Source organism: Rhizobium sp. P40RR-XXII (assembly GCF_012641405.1).
Lineage (GTDB): Bacteria > Pseudomonadota > Alphaproteobacteria > Rhizobiales > Rhizobiaceae > Rhizobium.
Genome location: NZ_JABAII010000005.1, coordinates 331,629 through 350,184 on the forward strand (window position 1 = coordinate 331,629; position 18,556 = coordinate 350,184).

22 protein-coding genes, 1 pseudogene and 1 riboswitch are annotated in these 18,556 nt (G+C 59.5%); of the genes and pseudogenes, 7 read left to right on the plus strand and 16 right to left on the minus strand.

Annotated features, from left to right (window positions below; all coding sequences use genetic code 11):
- Window positions 1-17: 17 nt before the first annotated feature.
- Entirely contained in the window at window positions 18-107 is a 90-nt protein-coding gene (gene kdpF / locus HGP16_RS12650) for a K(+)-transporting ATPase subunit F (protein ID WP_168840351.1), read from the minus strand.
- A 498-nt stretch (window positions 108-605) separates the two neighbouring features.
- Here kdpF and HGP16_RS12655 point away from each other — a divergent pair, with 498 nt between their 5' ends.
- Window positions 606-1,625: a LacI family DNA-binding transcriptional regulator gene (locus HGP16_RS12655; RefSeq protein ID WP_168840352.1), complete on the plus strand. Its 1,020-nt coding sequence runs from the start codon at window positions 606-608 to the stop codon at window positions 1,623-1,625.
- Window positions 1,626-1,649: 24 nt separating this feature from the next.
- On the opposite strand, the gene HGP16_RS12660 is transcribed toward HGP16_RS12655, so the two are convergent.
- The 7 genes from HGP16_RS12660 to HGP16_RS12690 all read right to left on the minus strand — a co-directional run bounded on the left by HGP16_RS12660 (window position 1,650) and on the right by HGP16_RS12690 (window position 8,075).
- Entirely contained in the window at window positions 1,650-2,660 is a 1,011-nt protein-coding gene (locus HGP16_RS12660) for a zinc-dependent alcohol dehydrogenase family protein (protein ID WP_168840353.1), read from the minus strand.
- 103 nt (window positions 2,661-2,763) lie between these two features.
- Window positions 2,764-3,822, minus strand: a complete 1,059-nt coding sequence (locus HGP16_RS12665) for a carbohydrate kinase family protein (RefSeq protein ID WP_168840354.1) — start codon at window positions 3,820-3,822, stop codon at window positions 2,764-2,766.
- Window positions 3,822-4,493 (minus strand): D-lyxose/D-mannose family sugar isomerase, encoded by a 672-nt coding sequence (locus tag HGP16_RS12670; RefSeq protein WP_168840355.1) that lies wholly within the window; start codon window positions 4,491-4,493, stop codon window positions 3,822-3,824. Before HGP16_RS12670 ends, HGP16_RS12665 begins: the two co-directional genes overlap by 1 nt.
- The gene (locus HGP16_RS12675) at window positions 4,490-5,647 is read right to left on the minus strand and encodes a Gfo/Idh/MocA family protein (protein WP_168840356.1); all 1,158 of its coding nucleotides are present in this window, start codon (window positions 5,645-5,647) and stop codon (window positions 4,490-4,492) included. The genes HGP16_RS12670 and HGP16_RS12675 overlap by 4 nt, the downstream gene beginning before the upstream one ends.
- Before the next feature lie 22 nt (window positions 5,648-5,669).
- On the minus strand, window positions 5,670-6,494 hold the full coding sequence (locus tag HGP16_RS12680) for a class I fructose-bisphosphate aldolase (RefSeq protein ID WP_168840357.1): 825 nt from the start codon (window positions 6,492-6,494) through the stop codon (window positions 5,670-5,672).
- A gap of 194 nt (window positions 6,495-6,688) precedes the next feature.
- A complete protein-coding gene (locus tag HGP16_RS12685) occupies window positions 6,689-7,687 on the minus strand; it encodes a Tim44 domain-containing protein (RefSeq protein ID WP_168840358.1) in 999 nt (332 codons plus the stop codon).
- 166 nt (window positions 7,688-7,853) lie between these two features.
- Window positions 7,854-8,075, minus strand: a complete 222-nt coding sequence (locus HGP16_RS12690) for a hypothetical protein (RefSeq protein ID WP_168840437.1) — start codon at window positions 8,073-8,075, stop codon at window positions 7,854-7,856.
- Window positions 8,076-8,430: 355 nt separating this feature from the next.
- Between HGP16_RS12690 and HGP16_RS12695 the strand changes: the two genes are divergently transcribed.
- The gene (locus HGP16_RS12695) at window positions 8,431-8,709 is read left to right on the plus strand and encodes an HU family DNA-binding protein (RefSeq protein ID WP_168840359.1); all 279 of its coding nucleotides are present in this window, start codon (window positions 8,431-8,433) and stop codon (window positions 8,707-8,709) included.
- Between the two features lie 153 nt (window positions 8,710-8,862).
- On the opposite strand, the gene HGP16_RS12700 is transcribed toward HGP16_RS12695, so the two are convergent.
- Window positions 8,863-9,537: a glycerophosphodiester phosphodiesterase family protein gene (locus HGP16_RS12700; protein WP_246705519.1), complete on the minus strand. Its 675-nt coding sequence runs from the start codon at window positions 9,535-9,537 to the stop codon at window positions 8,863-8,865.
- On the minus strand, window positions 9,453-9,686 hold the full coding sequence (locus tag HGP16_RS33955; RefSeq protein ID WP_246705520.1) for a glycerophosphodiester phosphodiesterase: 234 nt from the start codon (window positions 9,684-9,686) through the stop codon (window positions 9,453-9,455). Before HGP16_RS33955 ends, HGP16_RS12700 begins: the two co-directional genes overlap by 85 nt.
- Window positions 9,687-9,812: 126 nt before the next feature.
- Window positions 9,813-10,031, minus strand: a riboswitch (cobalamin riboswitch).
- 160 nt (window positions 10,032-10,191) lie between these two features.
- Here HGP16_RS33955 and HGP16_RS12705 point away from each other — a divergent pair.
- Window positions 10,192-11,429 (plus strand): annotated as a pseudogene (locus HGP16_RS12705) (hypothetical protein).
- Window positions 11,430-11,545: 116 nt separating this feature from the next.
- On the opposite strand, the gene HGP16_RS12710 reads toward HGP16_RS12705, so the two are convergent.
- The 3 genes from HGP16_RS12710 to HGP16_RS12720 all read right to left on the minus strand — a co-directional run bounded on the left by HGP16_RS12710 (window position 11,546) and on the right by HGP16_RS12720 (window position 13,760).
- Window positions 11,546-12,643: an FUSC family protein gene (locus tag HGP16_RS12710; protein WP_281408224.1), complete on the minus strand. Its 1,098-nt coding sequence runs from the start codon at window positions 12,641-12,643 to the stop codon at window positions 11,546-11,548.
- A gap of 232 nt (window positions 12,644-12,875) precedes the next feature.
- Window positions 12,876-13,418 carry a DUF1269 domain-containing protein gene (locus HGP16_RS12715; protein WP_168840361.1) on the minus strand — a complete coding sequence of 181 codons (543 nt, stop codon included), beginning with the start codon at window positions 13,416-13,418 and terminating at the stop codon, window positions 12,876-12,878.
- A 51-nt stretch (window positions 13,419-13,469) separates the two neighbouring features.
- On the minus strand, window positions 13,470-13,760 hold the full coding sequence (locus HGP16_RS12720) for a hypothetical protein (RefSeq protein ID WP_168840362.1): 291 nt from the start codon (window positions 13,758-13,760) through the stop codon (window positions 13,470-13,472).
- 333 nt (window positions 13,761-14,093) lie between these two features.
- Here HGP16_RS12720 and HGP16_RS12725 point away from each other — a divergent pair, with 333 nt between their 5' ends.
- Entirely contained in the window at window positions 14,094-14,360 is a 267-nt protein-coding gene (locus HGP16_RS12725) for a hypothetical protein (protein ID WP_168840089.1), read from the plus strand.
- Window positions 14,361-14,421: 61 nt separating this feature from the next.
- Window positions 14,422-14,898, plus strand: a complete 477-nt coding sequence (locus HGP16_RS12730) for a pyridoxamine 5'-phosphate oxidase family protein (protein WP_205926534.1) — start codon at window positions 14,422-14,424, stop codon at window positions 14,896-14,898.
- 81 nt (window positions 14,899-14,979) lie between these two features.
- On the opposite strand, the gene HGP16_RS12735 is transcribed toward HGP16_RS12730, so the two are convergent.
- Together HGP16_RS12735 and HGP16_RS12740 are read right to left on the minus strand one after the other, a co-directional pair.
- Window positions 14,980-15,204: a hypothetical protein gene (locus HGP16_RS12735; protein ID WP_168840363.1), complete on the minus strand. Its 225-nt coding sequence runs from the start codon at window positions 15,202-15,204 to the stop codon at window positions 14,980-14,982.
- Between the two features lie 253 nt (window positions 15,205-15,457).
- Window positions 15,458-15,625: a hypothetical protein gene (locus tag HGP16_RS12740; protein WP_168840364.1), complete on the minus strand. Its 168-nt coding sequence runs from the start codon at window positions 15,623-15,625 to the stop codon at window positions 15,458-15,460.
- 179 nt (window positions 15,626-15,804) lie between these two features.
- Here HGP16_RS12740 and HGP16_RS12745 point away from each other — a divergent pair, with 179 nt between their 5' ends.
- Window positions 15,805-16,569 (plus strand): putative nucleotide-diphospho-sugar transferase, encoded by a 765-nt coding sequence (locus HGP16_RS12745; RefSeq protein WP_246703474.1) that lies wholly within the window; start codon window positions 15,805-15,807, stop codon window positions 16,567-16,569.
- 62 nt (window positions 16,570-16,631) lie between these two features.
- Here the strand turns inward: HGP16_RS12745 and HGP16_RS12750 are convergent, their stop codons facing one another.
- On the minus strand, window positions 16,632-17,561 hold the full coding sequence (locus HGP16_RS12750) for a phytanoyl-CoA dioxygenase family protein (RefSeq protein ID WP_168840365.1): 930 nt from the start codon (window positions 17,559-17,561) through the stop codon (window positions 16,632-16,634).
- Between the two features lie 97 nt (window positions 17,562-17,658).
- On the opposite strand from HGP16_RS12750, the gene HGP16_RS12755 reads away from it, so the two are divergent.
- Window positions 17,659-18,483, plus strand: a complete 825-nt coding sequence (locus tag HGP16_RS12755) for an AraC family transcriptional regulator (RefSeq protein WP_168840366.1) — start codon at window positions 17,659-17,661, stop codon at window positions 18,481-18,483.
- Window positions 18,484-18,556 lie beyond the last annotated feature (73 nt).

The window sequence follows — 18,556 nt, forward strand, 5'->3', positions numbered from 1 at the left end:
TTCCCTATCCAGCGCTGTCAGAAGCGCTCGGGGCGAATAAGAGCATAGACCAGGTAGACGGTGAGAAAGATCGTCACGCTGCCACCGAGAATGTAATCGAGAAGCATTGTCGTCTCTCCGATTAGAGGCTGTCGCAGGCCTTGGTATAAGCGACGCAAAGGAGGAAGAATAAAACGCCGATCCCGACAAGAATAATGTCCATCATCGATCGCGAGTCCTTGATTGTTATTGTTGATGGCAGAAAGCGATGGAGAGCACTTCACACGAAAACGCCCTTTTCATTCTACCGGGGAGAAGAGCACTTCAGGTGTATCTTCGTCACGCAATATGCGACCGAACCGCATTAAGGTTCGAGACGGGCGGATAGAAGAAGATATAAAAATCTTATAAATGCCCTCGGGATTGCCGAGATGAGCGGAGACGCTTCTATGCCGCGCCTGGACCGCACGCCCGAGATAGCCGACAAGGATATAGCGAGATATAAAAGCAGGCCTGCATCACGCTTGATGCCATCTCCGACCAGTGATTTAGTCCGCGACCTAGCGACAGAGTTTTTGCAACCAGCCCCATGACTATTCGACCGCCAGACAAAGAAATGCGAGCCAGTGACCACCAGCATCAGACATATCGCCAAGCTCGCAGGAACATCGGTCTCGTCTGTCTCGCGCGTGCTGAACAACAGCGGCTATGCCTCTCCGGAACTCCGGGAGCGTGTGGAGGCTGCAATTCGCACGCTCAACTACACGCCGAGCAAGGGCGCGCGCATGCTGCGCGGTGCACGGAGCCGGATGATCGGGTTGATGCTGCCGTCGATCGACGTGCCCTTCTTCGGCATCCTCGCCCATGCCATCGAACAGGAGCTGTTCCGGCGCGGCTATCAGACACTGATCTGCAGCACGGCGGAAAGCATGGATCACGAGGCACGCTACATTTCCATGCTGCTGTCCCAGCGCGTCGACGGCGTCATCGTGGCAAGCGCCTTCGGCAACACCGAACATTTCGAAACGCTGCGCGACGCGCATGTCCCGATCGTCGCCATCGACCGTGAGCTCACTGGAATTGCCGATGATGCTGTCATGGCCGATCACGAGGAGGGCGGGCGCCTGATGGCCCGCCATCTGATCGGCCTCGGCCATCGGCTGATCGGCATTGTCGGCGCGCCTGCCCATAGCCAGCCGGTCCAGCTTCGCCTTCGCGGCATCACGGTGGAAATGGCCGAGAACGGCATAGCACCAGCGGTCGTGACCATGGCCGAGGAGCACAGCTTCGCGGCGACCTATCCTCTCGCAAGGGAATTGGTGGCCTCCCGGCCCGAGGTGACTGGTATCATCGGCACAACAGATATTTCGGCGATCGCCGCAATCCATGCCGTTCAGGATCACGGCTTTTCCGTACCACGCGACTATTCGGTCATCGGCTTCGACGATCTGCCGGAGGCGGCGTATGTCTTTCCACGCCTGACGACCGTCGCCCAGCCGATCCGCGATGTCGGCGAGCTGGCGGCCCGGCGATTGGAGGCCCTGATCGAAGAACAGCAAGCGGATGGCGAGCCCCGAAAAGACACGATCGTCAAAGTGCCTGTCACCTTGATCGAGCGCGACTCCACCGGCCCCGTCCGCAAATGAAAGCACATCGCCTTCAGGCGGCATTCACGGCCGGACGATGACCTTGATCTCGCCGGCCAATGGCGCACTGCCGACCGCTTCAGCAACATCTTCGAGCCCTATGGTCTTGGTCACCAGCGAATCCAGCTCCAGAATACCGCTCGCCACCATGGTCGCAGCCCGGGAATGGGTGAACGGATTGAGATAGGCCGGCCTGATCTCAACTTCGTTGACGAGCAGATCGAACGGCAGAACGGGCACTTCGAGGCCCGCCGGCGTCACCCCGAAGAGGACGAAGACACCGCCGCGCCGCGCCATCCGCACGCCGGTCTGCAGCGTTTCTGGGACTCCGGCGCATTCTATGACGACATCCACACCGCCATGGGTCGCGTCTTTGACAGCAGCAACCACATCGGTCGCCGTCGGGTCGAGGGCCAGCGTCGCTCCCAGCCGCAACGCCGCCTCGCGTCTCGACAGTTGTCTCGTGATCAGGATGATCTGGTCAGCACCGGCAAGACGAGCCAGCTGCACCATGAGCAGGCCGATCACACCGCCGCCCAATATGGCGACGCTATCGCCGGGACGGATCCGTGCCTTGTCAATGGCATGGATGCAACAGGCCAGCGGCTCGCAGAAGGCGCCGTGGACGGGATCAAGATCGGGAGGCAGCGTAAACGCCTGGCCGCAGGGAACCGCGACATATTCGGCAAAGCCGCCGTCCCGCGTCACCCCGATAGCCTTCAGATTGGCGCATAGGTTCGGTCGCCCGCGCCGGCAGGCAGGACAGGTGCCGCAGGCAATGTTCGGGTCGACCGTCACGAGCTCTCCACCCACGAAGGACGAAACGCCCTCGCCCACCTCCTCCACGAGGCCACAGAATTCATGGCCCAACGCTACCGGCATAGCCGTCGGATACTCGCCCTTGTACATATGCCGGTCGGATCCGCAGATGCCGGCGGCCAGAACCCGGACGATGATATCTCCCGGTCCGGCGTTCGGCTTTTCCACATTGCGCATGGCCATGGATCCGATCGATTCCAAACGGACTGCCCTCATTCTCCTCCTCCGAGCATAAGGTTCAATTTCCTGATCCTATCGCGCCGCTCCCATCGACACCATAGCATCCAATGATGGACGTTGCCGCTCCGCAGCCGACACATCAGCCGCATGCATGCTGCATCGCCTTCACATCCTCCAGAAGCGTTGCCATATCGGGGATACCGTCCGTCGCGGTTACGCCTCCAAGGCAACGGGCGGCGGCGGCGTGGGCAGCGGCGCAGATGCGTTCGACGGGCCAATCCTCATGCAGGCCGTAAAGTACCGCGGCGCAGAAGGCATCGCCGGCACCGACAGTACTGACGATTTCGGCTGGATCGACCGGGCGGGAGCGACAAACAATTGGCGGGCGGCCCGGCGCAAACCAGAAGCAGATTTCCGGAGCATGGATGATCGCACCCCTGGCGACGCCTGCCGCCAGCAGCCGCTCGCCGGCCGTCAGAAGTGCGGATTCGATCAACTCTCCCTTCCCGTCACGCAAGCTCAGGCCGGTTGCCCGTCCCGCCTCGATTTCATTAATGACAAGGAAATCGCAATAGGGCAGAGCCGCACCGACCTTCGCCGCAAACTCCGGATCTTCGCTGGAGACGAAATCGACGCAGGTGACAAGACCGGCGTTGCGCGCAGCCTCCAGCAGGCGCGATGCTCCGGATCGGCCATCCGCATCGATCGTGTCGAGTCCCGGCAACAGCATCAAATAGCCAAGATAGAAAAGGCGATAGCCGGCGTTCGCAAAGGCGGCGGGCGAGATGAGCGCATCCGTCACCGCATCATTGGCACCACCATGATAGAAGAAGGTGCGGTTTTGTCCCGGCACATTCATGACATGCGTGTGCGCCGTCGCGCGGTCGGGAAGCTCCCGCAGGCCGCTTGCATCGACGCCGGCGCTCTGAAGCCGCGTCTTGACGATCTCTCCGTCGGTATCCGCACCGATACATCCGGCCGCGGCGAGTTTTCCGGGAAAGCCGAGCGAGGCCAGGTCGGTGACGACATTGGCGGCCCCTCCCCCAACGCCCACATCCTGATTGATGATGTGAGCGAGATTACCCTGCTCGGGCCAGTAGGTCAGCGTGTGCACGCGGTCGACAATAAAATTGCCAGCGCAAACAATGCCTCCCTTGTCCTGCTTCTCGCTGCCGTGAACCTCCTCCCCGGTTCGCATCAGCCACCTGCCTCATTCCATAGGGGTCTGAGAGGCGGCTCATCCTCCTCGATCGCCGCGAAGCGGCCGATCGGCTCCAGAAAGTAATTATCGCTATTGTCGTCATTGACCTGGCTGACCTCGCCGACGAACACAGGCCCGCCGCCCTTTCGGCCATAGAAGCGATGATAGAGCCCGGTATGGATCGTCACGCTCTGGCCGGGAGAGAGAATAAGCGGCTCCCATGCGGCAAGCGTCCTCGGCAAGCCATCCACCGGAACGACCAAATCGTCCTTCAGCACATTGCCTTCGGCATCGGTCGCGGCGAATTCGATCACGAGATCGCCGCCGGCCCTGTTGATAATATCCTCCATCTTGGCTTGATGGCGATGGGTCGGCGTTACCTGCCCTTCCTCGACGAAAAGCAGCTTTTCGGCATAGGTGCGCTCGCCCTCGACACCGACGATGCCGTTGCGCAGGCAAAACAGCACGAGGCCGCATTCGGCAAACCGGCCGGAGCCGAAATCCGTGACGTCCCATCCCAATTGATGGGCATGCAGATAGCGCGCCGCTTCCGAATTGGCGGCGAAATCCGCCGCTGTCCAGTAGCCCCATTCCGGCAGGGACCATCGCCAATGGTCTAGGGTTTTACTTGCGCGCCGCAGCGCCTCGTTGATTTCGGAGCGCTTCATCGGGCGACCGCTCCCTCATAGTCGACCGACGCGACGATATTCTCGCGGCCGGATTTGAGTGCCGCCGTCAGCACCGCGTGGTGCGCCTGGGTTTCTTCCGGCGTGGCGCAGGTAAAGCCGTTGGCGTTTCCGCCTGCCAGTTCATCAACGAAGGCGGCCCACATCTGCTGGATGGCATCGGCAAAGCCGAACTCGAAGATCTTGCCGGTAATTGCCGGGAAGAGCGAGCCGTATCCCAGATCCTCGGTGCTCCAGGCCTGCGCGCCGCCATTGTAATCCATCCACTGCCATTGCCGTGGCGACTTTGTGCTGAAGAAAGCGCTCTTCTTCATGCCGAGTATGCGAATGTACCAGGTATTGGCTTCGCCCGGCGCGATACGCCAGGTCTTCAACACCATTGGAAAATCCTGGCCGCCCGCGCTGACGCGCGTGCTGATCGTCGCATTGTCCCAGGTCGTGCACGGCACCATGCCGCCCTTGCCGTCCGGGCGCTCGGTGATCGTCTTGACGAGCTGCGCATGCAGGGTTTGCGGGCGCCAGCCGAGCCGCAAGGGCACATGCAGCACATGCATGCCGAGATCGCCCATGCAGCCATATTCGCCGTTTATATCGGCCATGCGCTTCCAGTTGATCGGCTTCTGCCTGTCTATGTCGGAGGAGTGCAGGAAGCCAGCTTCGACCTCGAGAATATCGCCCATCTCGCCGCTCTCGGCGAGCGCGATGACCTTCTGCGCACCAGGAAAGAACGGCATTTCCGACGAGCAGCGAACGAGAAGTTCCGGGTTTTCGGCAAGAACCGCCATGATCTCGCGATTCTGGGCCGCATCCATGCCGAACGGCTTTTCGCCGAGCAGATGCTTTCCGGCTTTCAGAATATCGATGTAGAACTGCTGGTGAAGCACATGCGGCACGGCGCAATAGACCGCGTCGACATCCGGATTGGCGAGCAACTCCTTGTAGTCTCCGGTGAATTGCCGGACCGACGGCACGTTGTCCTTGAACCAATCGAGAAGCGCTGCATTTGTGTCGCAGACGGCAACGATTTCCGGCCGCGCCCTGGTATCGGCAAGGTGCAGCCAGCGTGCGGCGGCACTTGCGAATTCGCGTCCCATCAGGCCGCAACCGATGACGCCGAAGCGGAATACTCTTTTCATGTTTCCTCCTCCCCAGGATATATCAGGCGAGATGCCGCGAGGCGTCTTCGGCCGAAGCCCTCTCATGGACGATCGCCATCAGGGCGCGTGTCATGCCGGCGGGATTGTGGTGCTGGATGACATTGCGGCCATAGACGATGCCGCGGGCGCCCTGCTCCATCAGTTGCCTGGTGCGTGAAAGGATTTCCAGATCCGACACGCGGCCGCCGCCGCGCACAAGCACGGGCAAGCCTTGGGCGATCTCGATGACGCGATGATAGTCCTGAACATTGTCGCAAGGATCCGCTTTGATGATATCGGCGCCGAGTTCGGCGGCCTGGCGTACCAGCGGCAGGATCTTGTCGATTGCGCCATCGACCATATAGGCGCCTTTGGAATTGTCCTGCATGACCAGCGGCTCCACCATCAGCGGCATGCCATAGATCTCACATTCGCGCTTCAGGCTGTTCACGTTGCGCACGCAGGCGCGGTAAACCTCAGGCTGGTCCGGCAGCATCAGGAGATTGACGACCACGCAGGCGGCATCAAGCGCCACGGCCTGCTCCACGCCACGATCGATCATCTCGGAAAACAGCGCCGAGGGCAGCGGATTGCCGTAGATGTTGGCGATATCGGTTCGTAGCACCAGAGCCGGGCGATGTTTGCCGGGGATCGCCTGTAGAATGGGGGCAGTCCCCGGTGGAAGCTGAATGGCATCGGGCGCGGCATCGGCAATCACTTTGATCGCAGTTCTCATATCCTCGATGCCGGCCAGAAAGGTCCGTTCATTGAACATGCCATGATCGATAGCAACATCGAAGCAATTTCCGGACACGCCGAACAGGCGGTTGAGCCGCGCGGATTTCATCTATTTCCTCCCAATGTGGTAACGTTTCCACATCAGTACATTAGAGGACGCCTTCGGCGAGTCAAGGCGGATGCCGCATCGCTTTCGCACCCGCTCGACTTGTTCAGACCTTAGAGAATGAAGGCTATCAGTTTCTGGATATGACTAGCCGCCCCCGATCCCTCGCGAGGCGGCCTCTATTGAAGCAAGGTAGATTAGTGGGTTTTCGTGCCCTGGATCGCGGAAAGCGTCCAGTCCGCGCCCGGCTTGCGCACGAAGGTCCAGAGTTCGGTCGTCTCGGAGGGATTGTGATCGTCGCCGTCGACGAGCTTTCCTGTTGCGCGGTCGACCAGAGCGTCGATGCTCGAATAGTGCATCGCAAGCGTTGCATATTCGGCATTGTCCTCGCGCCAGGCCTCGGCAATATCGCCCTGCAGCAGACGAACGTCGGAAACGCTGTTGCGCACGCCATTCGTGGCGTTTTCCCCGAGCTCTTCGGCAAGATAGGACATCGCCTCCGGCGTGGTCAGCCGGCGTAGGGTGGCATAATCTTCCTTGCCGTAGGCCGACTGGATTTCGGTGAGGAGATGCTCGAAGCGATCGAGATCGGCCTGCTGCAGCCCGATCTCGTCGTTGGCTTGGCGTGTTTTCTGCGCGGCGGCCGCTCCACCGCCCATGGACGGGATGGAGAAGGAAGGACGCGGCGACGCGCTCGCATTGTTCATCGGATTCCCGTTGTAAGGCGCGCCCGATCCCGGCGCCGCATATTGCGTACGCTGGCGGTTTGCGAAGAACCGCATGGCAAAGCTGATCAGCAGCACAATCAGGCCGATCTGCAGCAGCATGCCGAGGAAGCCGATGCCGCCGCCGAAACCATGGCCGAGCAGCATGCCGAGAAGACCGCCTGCGATCAGGCCGCCGATCATCGATCCGCCAAAGCCACCGAAAAAGCCTGGACGCTGTGGCGCGCCAAGCGGCGGCTGGATCGTCGTCTGCTGCTGCGGCCGCTGCGTCATCGTCCGATCGATCGGCGCCGCCTGCGTGGGGGCTGTCCTCGTGATCGCCGGCGTATCGAAGGTACGCGTCCCGCGGCTTCCGAATCCGCTTGATCCAGCCCGACGCGCATCGGCAGCGTCAAAGGTCGCTACGGACGAAGCGGCGGCAAGGACGACGATGGCTGCGATCTTGGCAAACCGCGGTACTGCACTGAACATTGGCTCTCCTGTCATAGGGCAGAAAGACTAATTCGCCCCTATATGGGGATGCCGGTTTGCGATTTTAAGGCTGCGATTTTAAGTTGGTGCAACTTTCAAATTTCAATCCTGAACATGCCACCCGCGCGAGCATGCGGATGACCGGCCGCAACCTGCGGAGATGACCCTAGTCTTCATCGGCCCTTTCGATCAGACCGTCATAAACTTCCATCAGCGCATTGGTGATCGCTTGGCCAAGCGCATTGCCGGCTGCGCGCACATCATCGTCCGTCCCGTCCCGTCCCGCTCTTGCCAGTTCAAAGCCCTCATCGCTGATGATCTGCTTTGCGAGCTCGATGGCCCAGAGCCCGAAATCGCCGCGATTGCCTATCTTGATCTCATGTTCCATTGCTTGTCCCATTCAAACATCGTGAGCGAGGCTCTATAGACCCGTCCGGAGAAAGACCAGCCTCGATTGCGCCGCCATGGCCCGCATCCGATTGGCGAAAACGCGCTGGAGCCGCCGATTCCGGCATTTTCAGCAGATTCGCAAGGCGTCTGCGGATGCCCCCAACCGTCCTCCCGCAGGCTATCCGACTTGTGCTTGGACTGGGAAAACACCCACGTAAAGCGCCTAAAATGGCTTCAATACGTCGGAAATTGTGGAAATACCGGCTTTCTCGGCCTTTCCGTGCAGAACTCCAGGTGACAACTGTCACCGGCAATGGAAATGATTCCGGCGTCATCAATGCGGGGGAAGCCTCATGACCACTACCAATGAAATCGCAGATCAAATTGCAGCGGAGCATAAGCTCACCAAAGTTCAGAGCAAGGCAATCGTAGAAGCCGTCTTTGGAGCCATCACCGGAGCCGCGACCTCCGGCGCCGAAACCTCGATTCCTGGCTTTGGCAAGTTCAAGGTCAAGGACACGCCGGAACGTGAAGCACGCAATCCGGGAACGGGCGCCACCATCAAGGTTGCCGCCTCGAAGAAGCTTGCCTTCACGCCAGCCAAGGCGCTGAAGGATGCACTCAACAAGTAATCGCGACCCTGGCCGTAAAGGCTGGATGGGTTAAATGGCTGGCTCTATCCGCTAGGGCCGGCCATTTGCGTTTTCATATCAAGGCGAACGCTGCTGCGCGACCGTGAGCTATCGCAGCGCGATCAGTTCAGGATGATTACATCGAAAAGCTGACTAACGAGCCTTGAGGTAGGTCCTCAGCGCCTCAGCCTCATCCGTCTGGATGGCGGAGACGCCTGCATCGATCAGGCGGCCCCAAATTGCCGCGGGGTCCTGCAGCGCGGCGGTATCCGTAAAGCCTGCGCAGGAAACGGAATCGAGTGTATTGACCCACAGGCGCACGCCCGCGTCAGCAAAAAGCGCCTTGCGAGCAGAAAGCTGGTCCAAGCTGTCGAAGTAGATTTCGCACAGCAGCGGGTTGAGCTGAAATAGAAGATCGAGCTGGCTCTCCGCATCCTGGGAACCGAGGCGTGTTTTCGCCATGAAGAGAACCATCTCCGGCAATACCTTGTGCTGGATCCAGGCAAGATCGTCCGGGGTCCTCAGATCGCCCCAGAAATCGACTTGCCGATCGACGCCCATGGCACGAGCACAGGCGATCACACCGGGGATCATGTCTCTGCGCTTGACATCGAGATGCAGGAAAACACGGCCGCGCGTGAGATCGAAGACATCCTTCAGGCTCGGCAGCTTTTCTCCGGTCATCCGGTTCGTCTCGCCGCCATTGCGGTCACGCAGGTGCAGGCTCGACAGTTGCTGCAGCGTCAGCCCCTCTGCCTCCTGGATGAGGCCGGCCGTCCGCTCAAGCGTATCGTCATGCAGGAGAAAGACTCGCCGTCGCTGCTGCATCGCACGTCGATCTCGACGGCATCATAGCCGGCAGACATGGCTCGCTCGATTGCCAGCAAGCTGTTTTCCGGCGCGGCGCGCCAGATGCCGCGATGAACGACGATCGCGCAGTCGCGCGAGGGATCGGCGATATAATCGGCATAGTCCATGATACGTCCTCGTCTCGCGGGATGCGCGCGATTCGCCCGAAACCGGACATCTCCGCCGGGGTATCATGGGATTTTGACAGATCTGCAAAGCGCAATGCCGGCCGTTGCGAGCGGCGTTTAAGAACGGTGATCGTTATTGCTCAAGGCAGGTCTCCTGGCTCGCGGGTCGACGCATTCGTTTCGCCTTCCCAAGGCACATGGCCTCAGTGACTTCGTCAAACGAATGCTCGCCGCTCACAGTTGCGGGTGCAGCTCCGGCTTGGCAATCATCATGTTTGCCGACCGGATTCCCATCTTAGCCTCCAATTCTTGCGAATCAGGGGAACCTCGAACACTATATATAGTAGCCTGAGTTAAAATTACGTCAACCGCTTCGAAGTCCCCCAATCGATTTCCATGCTGATATGGATGCTCATTTCGCTTGATGCGTGCATGCAAGGGCTGGACAAGCACAGCGTTATTTTATTACGCTGCATATGTAATGTTATTACATAAAGGATTTTCCATGCTACGCACAGGTTCCGGTATCTTCCTTGCAGCCTCGTCGCTCGCCTGCACATTGCTGTTTCCGTTTCCCTCTTTTGCCGACAGCGAAAACGAGACGGAAAGCTGGCGGCTGTTCGTTGCCGATCACAGCCTGCCGATCGTCCGCGCGATTGACGCGACAAGCGGTAAGGAGATCGGTCGGTTCGATCTTGACGGCTATGCCGCGCTGTCGCTCAGCCAGTCCGGCCGAACAGTCTTTGCCGTGCAGGGCGAAAAGAATGTCGTCCACGCCATCGCGACCGGCATCTCGCTCTCCGATCACGGAGAACATCGCGACATCGAGCTTTCCGAACCGAAACTGCTTCCAGCTGCGATCAGGGGTGAAAAGCCGAGGCACGTGGTAACGCACGGCAATGATATCGCGATCTTCTACGATCGCGACGACAAGTTCGACCTCCTGTCCGAGAGCGGTCTTGCAGAAGGTAAACCTGACATCCGTGCATTCGAGACGATGGCCGCCCACCACGGCGTTGCCGTTCCGATGGGCAATCATCTTCTCGTATCGGCGCCGAACATGGAGGCACCGGTCAAGGAGGGTGAGCTGCCACCACGTCTCGGCTTGCGCGTCCTCAACCGAAAGGGCGAGCAGGTCGGCGATATCAAGCCTTGCACTGGCCTTCACGGGGAGGCAACCTCCCCCGGCTGGTTGCCTTCGGTTGCGAGGAAGGCGTCCTCATCGCGCGCCCTGGCGGTGTCAACGGCCCGAAGCTCGATACGCTCGCCTATGACGCGCCTCTCCCGAAAGGCAAGGTATCGACATTGCTCGGCGGCACCTCCATGCAATTTTTCCTCGGCAATTACGGTGAGCAAAATGTCGTGCTGATCGACCCAGACAACGCAGTCGAGCCCTACAAGCTGATCGAACTGCCGACACGACGCGTCGACTTCGTGCTCGATCCGGCAAAGCCGCAGCATGCCTATATCCTCACCGAGGATGGTAGTCTGCATCTTCTCGATGTGGTGAAAGGCGCAATCGTGAAATCCGAGGCGGTCACCGAACCCTACAGCAAGGACGGCCATTGGCGCGATCCCCGGCCGCGCCTAGCCATTGCCGGCGACCTTCTCGCCATTATGGATCCACGTCACGGCCTTATTCGCTTGGTGGACGGCCAGTCGCTCAAGGAAATCCGCAGCATTGCTGTCGAGGGGCAGCCCTTTGCGATCGTTGCGGCTGGCGGATCGGGAGCGGTTCACTAAAAGCGGAAACGCAAAACCCTCTTCGTTCCTAATGAGCAAAGGGAGTCGGTCTTGTTGACCGGCTCCCTTACGCTGGGCGTTGAGAGACCAGGTCATGCCGAAACCGCCTCGTCGCTTCAACTGACCTTGCTTTCGCGGATGCGATCGGCAAGATCGAGAAAATTCTGACGCATGCGGCGCAAGGTGAAATCGAGACCAAACAGGCGGCCTGTTTCGCTAAAATCCATCGATTGAGCAGCTTCGGAACGTTGAAGAGCGCTAAACGCGGCCTCGAAAGCTTCATCGCCAGCCGAAAGCACCGCTGAATCGATCTCGCCGCCGGCACGCAGCGCCCGGCCACATGCTTCCGCGAAGCGGGCCTGTGCCTCGAGCACTCGTCCCGCCTGCGGCCCGATCACTTCGACGATCGCCGGCGGGAAAGGCGTTTCCACGATGTGGCTGACATAGGTCATGTCGTTGCGGATTCGCCAAAGCGAGCGAGGGATGGCCTCGGAAATTCCCTCTTTTGTCAGCCAGAAGGCGCGTTCGCGCTGAGCGTCGGTCAGGAGCGATTCCGTCGCCATCAGGGACTGGCGCAGCGCGATATTGGCTTCCGAGGCGGATACCGGCTCGCCCTTTTCGACCGCGGATGCAAGAGTACGCAAGATCTGTGCCACGACGTCGAGAGCCGATCCGAAGCGATCGAGCACTATAGTCCGCGAGCGCGTCGGCAGGATGAAGAGGCTGGCGAGTACACCCACGACACCGCCCAAGGTAATCTCGGCAATGCGGTCGATCACGAAGATTTCGACGGGAACGGCGGCGGAATGCGTCAGCATGACGATCGCTGCCGTCAGCCCGGCATTGCGCAGGCGAGGCACGCGCGCCGCCACGAAGCTCGAAAAGCCGACGACGCAGATCAGCGCGATCCCGATAGCAAGCGGCTCCTGCGGTGTCACGAACACCGCCACACCTCCAAGCACTGCCCCGGCGACCGTCGCCACCAAGCGATCGGCAGCCATACCGGCCGTCGCGCCAACCGACGCCTGCATGACGATCAGCACCGTGAACACGGCCCAATAACCCTGCTGAAGATGAAGAAGCTGGGAGACGGCATAGGTGATCGTGCATGCAATCATTACTCGCAGCGCCTGCACCGCCGCGCGCTGAGTCTGGTCCAGGGATGTTTTGGGTTTTGACGGAGGCTGGCTTTGGCGAGATATGGGCTCGGTCATCGCGCAACTTTTCGTCTGGAAACGTATGCTGACAATAGCCGTTCGGGTCTTGCCCCTCCCCTTGCTGCAATGCCGCCGATCACCGGATGAACCCGATGCTCAGAATGGCAGCATTCGGCATAATATGGAAGCCACGCGCATTTACGGCGAGCGTCTGGTTGCACCACCTTCTGCCGCGCTTCCTATCCGGAAGCACGGTCCTTAATCGATGGTCACAGATCAGGCTTTGAGCTCAAACCGTGGCGGAAGCCGCGGATGTCGGCGTCGTCTCGTCGACGAGAACCTGCCGCAGTCGCGTTTCCTGATCGGGCGAAAGCGAGGTGCGCAGCAACCTTGCATGCTCGCCCTTGAATTCGGCAAGCACTTTCTCCGGCTGGACCTTGCGGATCAGCAGGAAGAGCGCGGAACTGTTCGTGGGAATGGCTTCGGCGAGTTTCTTGATGAGATCGTCGTCAATGCCGTAATCGGCCATCGATCCTGCGAGAGCGCCGGAACCGGCACCGATTGCGCCGCCGACCACAAGTCCGGCAAGGGGATTGAGGAACAGCAGGCCCACGAGCGAACCCCACAGCGCGCCGGAAAGCCCGCCGCTTGCGGCACCTGCCGCCGTCAGATTGACGCTCTGCTTGAGACGGACCTTGCCGGCCTCGTCGCGAACGGCAATGACCGCATCTTCGAGGTCGATCAGATATTCCTTCTCGAGCTGGACGAGACGATTAAGAACGGCGTCCGCTTTGTCGGCATTATCGAAACCAAGCACGATGAGTTCTGACATCGAAATCCTCCGGGGTTTTTTGTCGAAGCAGGAACTAGGACCTCAAGCCGATCAGTGAACAGCTGTGCTGATCAACCGGTAAGGATGAGTAGCATTGAACTGCGAGATCATTGCGACAGCCTGCTGCAACAATTCTTCGGCCTGTTCTGGATCATCGCGGGCCAGTTCGTCGGCATTGACCCGGATTGCTTCCGCCATGTTGGTGGAAAGCGCCGCAAACTGCTTGTTGCCCTCGACAAAAGCTTCACGCGCCGTGCCTTCCAGCGTCCGGGCGACATCGATGAGAATTTCCTCGCGCTCTTCAACGCTGAGATCTTCGATAGTTTTGGTTTTATCTTCCATTTTAATTACTCACTCTTCATAGACGTGATGGCAACCGAGCTCATAAAGCCTCGGTTATTGCTCACGTAGGAAGACGCAAATGCGGGTTCAAGGTTCCCTTGTTCGACCCGGTATCGGCGAAATCGTGATCTCGTCGATAGGACGATCGACCTTCGCCACGCGCAAAGAAAGGTATCGCCCTCGCCAATGCGGAACATTGTGGCCGCCGTACGGTTCGATTGATGTGGCCGGACATCTCCTCATCCGGAAAGGTCTTCGGCCGCGCTGCATCCTAGATGAAGCGAGCTCTTGCAAACCAGACGAACTTGCAAACCAGACGAACGGGTAATCGACATGACGGATCCGCGACGAGAAAATAGCAAGACGGCGGCTGAGCGCGATACGGGTTCTCCCAGCCATCGGCCGACGGCAGCCAATCAGACCAAAGGTGAACTCGACGCCGCCTCGGAGCATCTCAAAGAGCGCGGTCCCGACGACCTGCCCAACATCGAGGCGGCAAAGGAAGCAGCGCGTCAGCCCGATGACGCCTTCATCGTGCAAAGCGACCTTGAAGACGCGGACGAGCGCGAGGCTTCACCGGGAACCCGCGAACAGCCGTGAGATTGCGTCGGGCCGACTGTCCCCACACCCACGCCAAAAGTAACTCAAGGAGATCACCATTATGGATACCGATGAGAACGCCCGCGTTTGGGAACTTGTCGAGAAGATCGGCATCTGTATGCTGACCACTCAAACGTCCGGCAGCCTGCGCGCCCGACCGATGGCCGCACATCCAGAACCGATAGAGAATGCAATCTATTTCCTGACCGATGTCGCCGGCCACAAGGATGAGGAGATCGCTCGCTGGCCGAATGTCTGCCTGGCCTTCGCTGACACGAAGGGCCAGAAATATGTCTCGATATCCGGCATGGCGGAAATCAGCAACGACCGCGAGCGCGTGGAAGACCTCTGGACGACGGCTGCCAAGGCCCGGTGGCACAGCGCCGACGATCCATCCATTCGCGTCTTGAAAGTGACGCCATCTTTCGCCGAATACTGGGACAGCCCCGGAACCATCATCAGCTACATCAAGATGGCCGCTGCCGCCGTTTCGAATTCGAGGCCTGACATGGGCGAGAACGTGAAAGTCGAGCTTTAGAAGCGATAGATCGCCCGCGAGCCATGCCGCACCCAGGGCCGGCATGGTTCGCGTAAAGCCCGAACCAGAGGGCATGAAATCCTATTCTTCCCATTCCTCTTCATCGGCCGAAAGCAGATCCACCAAGGCTGCCACGTTGCCGGCAGGCAGATGGCGGCCTTCGCCGATCAAAGCCTCATCGCTGTTGACCCAAGCCCAAGCCTCGGACAATTCCGTCGGCGTTGCGCCTATTGCAACAATTTCGGCGATAAGGGTCTCGTCCACAGGGCCGAGTACGGAGGTGACGTCTTGCGAGGTCAATGTCATGTCCTGCTCCTCTTCCTGTTTGCCAGACCATGAACATCCCTAAAATATAGAAACTCGAGGATAAACTTCCACCCATAGCTGGGCTATGCACGCACGAGATATTCTCGCCAACGACCTGAAATAGCTGAGTAAATACCCGTTCGTCGGCAACGGAAAATCTTATACGGCGTCGCGCAGCGTTTATTCCGCAATTAAGCGACGGCTTCTCAGACGATCAAGAAATCGGTCCAAGACCGCATAAATCGCGTGCTGATCAGAAAGTCGGGCCGGCCGCGCCGCCCTTCAGCGTGAAATAAGCAAAGGCTGCTACGAAAAATGCGATGACGGCCAGGATCGCCAGCAGACGCTTGAGCCAAGGAGGCGTTTGCCTCGGCGGTTTTGGCTTAGGACGACGTTCAAACTTGATGACATTATCGGACATGACAATCGATTAGCGAAGATCAAACAGTTTGCCAATCCGGTATCGACGTCAGGGGTGACGTTTCCAAAAGCGGCCGGACAAAGCGCTCAATTCATCCCAACATTCAATCTTGTCCGCAACGCTTTTGGGGCTGTGGCGGCGGATATCCGATTGAAATCCACTAACTCCGAAGGTGCCTTTTGAATATCCTCAATAAAATTCGTCCCTGGACGGCGCAGCAGCGTGCATTGATTGTCCCATTTCCGGCAGAACAAGATCTGGCCGACCGCAAATCCACGGCAACCACCGCCGACGGCCCGATCGTCGCCTTCTTCACCGAAGGCAGTTTTTACGAACACGAGAAGGACCGCATGGTTCGCTCCGCCAAGCGTATCGGGCTGAGCATTCAGGCGACGCCCGTGCCGAGCGCCGGCAGCTGGGTATTGAATGCCGGGCTGAAACCCGGCTTCCTGCAGCGGGAAAGGGCGAGGCAGCGCGGACCTATGCTTTACGTCGACGTCGACGCGGTCTTCCATCGCAATCCCTGGCCGGAACTTCGCAAGCTCGAGTGCGACCTTGCGGTCTATTACGAAGCCAATGAACGCCTCATCAGCGCGACGATTCTCATCAACGATACCCCTGGGGCGGCGCAACTCATCGAGCGCTGGCGAGAAGGCTGCCTTGCCAAGCCTGACATGTGGGACCAGATCGTTCTGGAGGAAATCATCGCCGAAGATGCCGCCACCGCGAAGCCACAATTCCAGGTGGTTAAATTGCCTGTGTCCTTCTGCTGGATATTCGATCGGCTCGAAAATGAGCCAGTCAGCGAAATCTTCATCGAGCAGCTCCAGGCAAGCCGGGAGGCGACCAAACGCCAACGCTGGTTCGGCCGCATCGGCAAACGCCTGAAGCGCCGCCGCGATCGGGTCGAGGAAATCGAGCGCATCCTTGGCGGTCACGATTGAGGCGCGCTGCCCAGTTTCCTGCTTTGACTTCGCCAATCGACCGCAAGCCGGCGGCGGCATGATCACAGCATGTCGCCGAGCGTCCAATGGTTGTTCCACCTGATATCAATCTCGTCCTCGACATTCTGATACCGAATGTCCGTGGAGAGACGCAGTCGTTGCCGCCTGTCCTGGTTGGTGGTCGAGGCGTGAATCATGAAGGGCGAATGGAGCATGACGTCCCCGGCCTCATAATCGGCGACCAGCCAGCGCGTATCGAAGCGCTCCGCCATATCGGGCAGATCCTTTGAAACCCAGCCCCCCTCCGTCATGTTGCGGTTATACGCACTCACACGCTCCTCGGGGCTGAGATCCTTGTTCTGCTCGCTGAACTCGCGCTCCATCCTGGCGCCGATGGCATGCGATCCCTCTAGATAGGTGAGGCCACCCATTTCGATCGGGATATCGCCGATCGGTATCCATGCCGTCACGATCCGGCTGGTTCCGCCGCGAAGATAGACCAGATCGTAATGAGCCGGCGTCGCCGTCGTGGTCCCCGGCCGGACATGGCGCATGATCTTGCGCTTGTGCAGATAGGAAATGCCCGACAGGAATTCGTCCATAAAGCGGGACATGCGGGGCTGCGCGCAGAAGCCCTCATAAGCGACCGAACGGACGAGCGACATCAGGCAGCGATCGACGTCCCTGCCTTCGGGTGCGGCGGCAGACGCGATCCCATCTTTCGGATCCGTTCCCTTCTCGATCAGTCCCGTAGTCGCCATATGGCCGAAGACCCAGCCGCGAAAGTCGATGACGTCTTTGCGCGGCAGGAAACGCTTGAGCCACACATAGCCATTCTCTTCGTAACTGCGGCGTATGGCTTCGATGCCGATCGCTGGATCGGTCGGCGTCAGATAGCCGAGCCGATCAGGCGCGACGGAAAGAACTTTTCCGTTGGCGACAAGATTGAGCTCGCGCCCGCCGGATTGCATGGCCTGCAGGGAAATCGACATTTCACTCGCCCATGGTTCGATGTAATTGCCCATTGAATCTAACCACTGGTGATGTTTCATTACATGGACGAAAATTATACTGGACTTTTCGCTCATCGTGAGACCGACAGAAGCCGTTTACCGATCACCCCTTGCGGCCGCTGGCGGATTAGCTATCACCGGCAGCGGAAGGCAGCATGCCATGCACGCCGTCAAGGCGCGGAAACTGCCGAGCTATGCGGTGGTTCTCGTCGAGAACGGCCAGGGCTTTCTCGATACCGACGCTTGCGGTCGCCGGAATGTGAAAGGCCCGGCCCTCTTCTGGCTCTTTCCAAACCGGCAGCACTCATACGGCCCGGATGTAGATGGCTGGAGCGAGCGGTGGGCGCTTTTCGAAGGCTCTCTGGTGCGGGACTTTCTGAGGCTGCACATCATCAGCGAGCAGGCTCCGCTCGTCAATCTGCGCAATCTCGATCGCATCCAGCGCCTTTTTGGCGGCATTCACGCCGATCTGCTCGAAGATTCGAACCTTGCGAGAGCCTCAGCGGCCGCTTTGCTCCACCAGATCGTCATCCTGGCGGCGCAACAGGCCAGCCAGACCACGCCTTCCCTTCAGGAAGGAGCGGATATGGGCGAAATCGTCGAGGCGCTTCGGCGCAGGGCGACGCAACCCCTCGATATCGCGGCCTTCGCCGCCGAATATGGAATGTCGCCCGCGACATTCCGCAGAAAGATCGCAAGGGAAGTCGGACTGCCGCCGAAAGGCTTTCAGCTCAGGGTGCGCATGGATCATGCCAAGGAACTCCTGGCAACGACGGACGACAAGATCGAGATCATCGCCGCCAAGGTCGGAATCGACGACGCGTTCTACTTTTCGCGGCTGTTCCACGAGCGGGAAAACTGCACGCCGCGCGAATTTCGCTCACGATTCAGGAGGAGCTGAACGGTCGAGACTCGGCCGCCTCGTCGCAACCATCCGTTCACCGCGCCGCCGCGCCGCCGGATGGAATTCCGTT